Origin of the sequence: Pseudomonas sp. NDM, from assembly GCF_003105095.1 — a bacterium.
Taxonomy (GTDB): domain Bacteria; phylum Pseudomonadota; class Gammaproteobacteria; order Pseudomonadales; family Pseudomonadaceae; genus Aquipseudomonas; species Aquipseudomonas moraviensis_A.
In genome coordinates this window covers 1-3,463 of the sequence record NZ_QETJ01000271.1, presented here as the reverse complement: position 1 = coordinate 3,463, position 3,463 = coordinate 1, and the positions used below count along the sequence as shown (strand labels likewise).

Below are 3,463 nucleotides of genomic sequence, written 5' to 3'. Positions count from 1 at the left end.
CCCACAGGGGGATCGTGGTGTCCTGTGGGAGCGAGCCTGCTCGCGAAGAAGCCAGAATCGGTTTCCCGCAGTCAGTTCACTGAAATGGCGCAGTCAAAGGTTTCCACGGGCAGCACTTCCGGTGCCCAGGGTTGTTGCGAGGTCAGGCGCAAACGCCCGGTGCCGGCCGCGAATGCCTGGAACCGCCAGGTCGACACACCTGCAGCACCGACCACGCCGGCGTCTTCCGGGTTGCTGTAGACCTCCGGGCTGAGCGCACGCAATACGCCGCCAGCGGAATCCTGGATTGCCCAGCGATAGCCCGTGGTCGGGTTGCTCGGCAGGGTGATGATCAGGTTTTGCCCGGTCGTGAGCCGCACGGGGCATTCGCTTTGTTTTTCCACGGTCACGTTGTGTTTCGGTTGCGTGGCGCAAGCGGCCAGCAAGCAAAGGGCGAGGGGGAGAAACAGGCGGGTGGGGGACATGGGTCAGCAGCTCCGGCGGTTACGACGAACGGCGAGCATAACTGAAGATGAGGCAAAGTGTGACAGACGGGTGCCGCGTTGACCCAACTGACGCCAAGCCCTCACCCTAGCCCTCTCCCAAAGGGAGAGGGGACTGACTGAGGGATATTGGCGAAATACGCCGATATGAACGCGCATCACCGAATCCATAATCGACCCGGTCTTTCAGGTCGATGGACGACTCAAGACGCCTCGGTTGGCTCCCTCTCCTCGGGGAGAGGGCAGGGGTGAGGGGCGACCGGTTAGAACAGCACCTTCGCCACATCGGCAAACCGCTTGGCAAAGTGCACGGTAATCCCTTCCTTCAGATAATCCGGCAATTCCTCGAAGTTACCCCGGTTCGGCTCCGGCAGAATCAATTCGAAAATCTTCTGCCGCCGCGCCGCGATCACCTTCTCGCGCACGCCGCCGATCGGCAGCACATGCCCGGTCAGGGTCAATTCGCCAGTCATCGCCACGCCTTTTTTCGGCGGTTGATTGCGTGCGAGGGAGAGCAGGGCGCTGGCCATGGTCACGCCGGCACTTGGGCCGTCCTTCGGCGTCGCGCCTTCCGGCACATGCAGGTGGACGAAGGCTTCGTCGAAGAACTTCGCATCACCACCAAACTGCTTGAGGTGCGAGCTGACGTAGCTGTAGGCGATTTCTGCCGATTCCTTCATCACATCGCCGAGTTGCCCGGTGAGCTTGAACCCACGGTTAAGCGTATGAATCCGGGTGGCTTCGATCGGCAGGGTCGCGCCGCCCATGCTGGTCCACGCCAGGCCGGTGATCACCCCGGTGCCGGACAGCACTTGTTCATTGCGGAACACCGGGTGCCCCAGTGACGCTTCGAGGTCTTTCGGCCCGAGTTTGATCACCGCTTTCGGATCGTCGATCAGCTTCATCACCGCTTTGCGCACGAGTTTGCCCATCTGCTTTTCCAGCTGACGCACGCCGGCTTCTCGGGCGTAGCCGTCGATCAGGGCTTTGAGCGCGGTGTCACTGATGCTCAGGCTGCCTTTCGACACGCCGGCCTTTTCCAGCAGCTTCGGCCACAGGTGACGCTTGGCGATGGCGACTTTCTCTTCGGTGATGTAGCCCGACAGACGAATCACTTCCATGCGGTCGAGCAGTGGGCCGGGAATCGAGTCGAGGGTGTTGGCGGTGCACACGAAGAGGACTTTCGACAGGTCCATGCGCAGGTCGAGATAGTGGTCGAGGAATTCGACGTTCTGCTCAGGATCGAGGGTTTCCAGCAACGCCGAGGCCGGGTCGCCCTGGTAGCTCTGGCCCATCTTGTCGATCTCGTCGAGCATGATCACCGGGTTCATCACTTCGACGTCTTTCAACGCCTGCACCAACTTGCCCGGCTGTGCGCCGATGTAAGTGCGGCGGTGGCCCTTGATCTCGGCTTCGTCGCGCATGCCGCCGACGCTGAAACGGTAGAACGGCCGGCCGAGGGATTCGGCGATGGATTTGCCGACGCTGGTTTTACCCACGCCCGGCGGGCCGACCAGCAGCACGATCGAGCCGCTGATTTCGCCTTTGTAGGCACCGACGGCGAGGAATTCGAGGATGCGATCCTTGATGTCGTCCAGACCCGCGTGGTGCTTGTCGAGGACTTTGCGTGCGTGCTTGAGGTCGAGTTTGTCTTCGCCGTACACGCCCCACGGCACCGAAGTGGCCCAGTCCAGGTAATTGCGCGTGACCGCGTATTCCGGCGAGCCGGTTTCGAGGATCGACAGTTTGTGGGTTTCTTCTTCGAGGCGTTTCTGCACCTGCGCCGGCAGGGTTTTGCCTTCGAGGCGCTGCTGGAACTGTTCGAGGTCGGCGCTGCGGTCGTCCTTGGTCAGGCCGAGTTCCTGCTGGATGACCTTGAGTTGTTCCTTGAGGAAGAACTCGCGCTGATGCTCGCCGATCTTGCGGTTAACTTCGGCTGAGATCTCTTTTTGCAGGCGCGCGACTTCGACTTCCTTGCGCAGCATCGGCAGGACTTTTTCCATGCGCTTGAGCATCGGCACGCAGTCGAGCACTTCCTGCAGCTCGGGGCCGGTGGCGGACGTCAGCGCGGCGGCGAAGTCGGTCAGCGGCGACGGGTCGTTGGGGCTGAAGCGGTTGAGGTAGTTCTTCAGCTCTTCGCTGTACAGCGGGTTGAGCGGCAGCAGCTCCTTGATCGCATTGATCAGCGCCATGCCGTAGGCCTTGACCTCGTCGGTCGGCTCGGTGGGCTGGTGCGGGTATTCGACTTCGACCAGATAGGGCGGGCGGTGATGCTTGAGCCAGGTCTTGATGCGCACGCGGCTCAGGCCTTGGGCGACGAATTGCAGTTTGCCGTTCTCGCGGCTGGCATGGTGGACTTTGACCAGCGTGCCGTATTCGGGGAGGGCGCCGGTGTCGAAGTGGCGCGGGTCTTCCTGGGGCGTGTCCATGAAGAACAGGGCCAGGGAGTGATGTTCGGATTTGCTGACCAGTTCGAGGGTTTCGGCCCAGGGTTCTTCGTTGACGATGACTGGCAGGACCTGGGCCGGGAAGAATGGGCGGTTGTGGATCGGGATGATGTAGACCTTGTCCGGCAGGTTTTGCCCGGGCAGCGCCAGGCCGGTGCCGGAGGAGGTGTGTTCGATGTGGTCGGTTTCGTAGTCGTCGTGGTTGTCCGGGCGATCTTGCTGGTCGGTCATGGGGCACCTGCGCAATGGGGTATGGGGTGTTAGATGGGGCAGGGGTGGGGTGGTTGCAATGGGGCGGGTGTGTTTCTGCTTGTGTTCAGGGGACCTTGGCGGCCTTTGGGCCGGCCATGCTCTGGGGGATTGTGTGAATATCCGTTTTTTTGGGTGTTGCGGCTGGCGGTTTCGCCCTTACGGCGAGTCCCTTTTGGCAAACGCCCCAAAAGGAACCAAAAGGTCTTCGCCCTGACGTTCGGCCCGCTCGCTGGGGCTCGGGGTTCCTTCGCTGCGGGATCGATCCTGGCGCAGCGGCTCCGG

The 3,463-nt window shown here is 61.9% G+C and carries 2 protein-coding genes; both read right to left on the bottom strand.

Features of this window, described 5'->3' with window-relative positions; translation table 11 throughout:
• Positions 1–71: 71 nt before the first annotated feature.
• Positions 72–464, bottom strand: a complete 393-nt coding sequence (locus tag DCO47_RS26210; RefSeq protein WP_064364364.1) for a protease inhibitor I42 family protein — start codon at positions 462–464, stop codon at positions 72–74.
• A gap of 281 nt (positions 465–745) precedes the next feature.
• Complete coding sequence (gene lon / locus DCO47_RS26205) at positions 746–3,160, bottom strand: endopeptidase La (protein ID WP_116659244.1); 2,415 nt, start codon at positions 3,158–3,160, stop codon at positions 746–748.
• Positions 3,161–3,463 lie beyond the last annotated feature (303 nt).

Excerpts from the sequence above, each read along its gene's own strand:
- DCO47_RS26210 (WP_064364364.1), bottom strand. The coding sequence starts at position 464 with ATGTCCCCCACCCGCCTGTTTCTCCCCCTCGCCCTTTGCTTGCTGGCC.
- lon (WP_116659244.1), bottom strand. The coding sequence starts at position 3,160 with ATGACCGACCAGCAAGATCGCCCGGACAACCACGACGACTACGAAACC.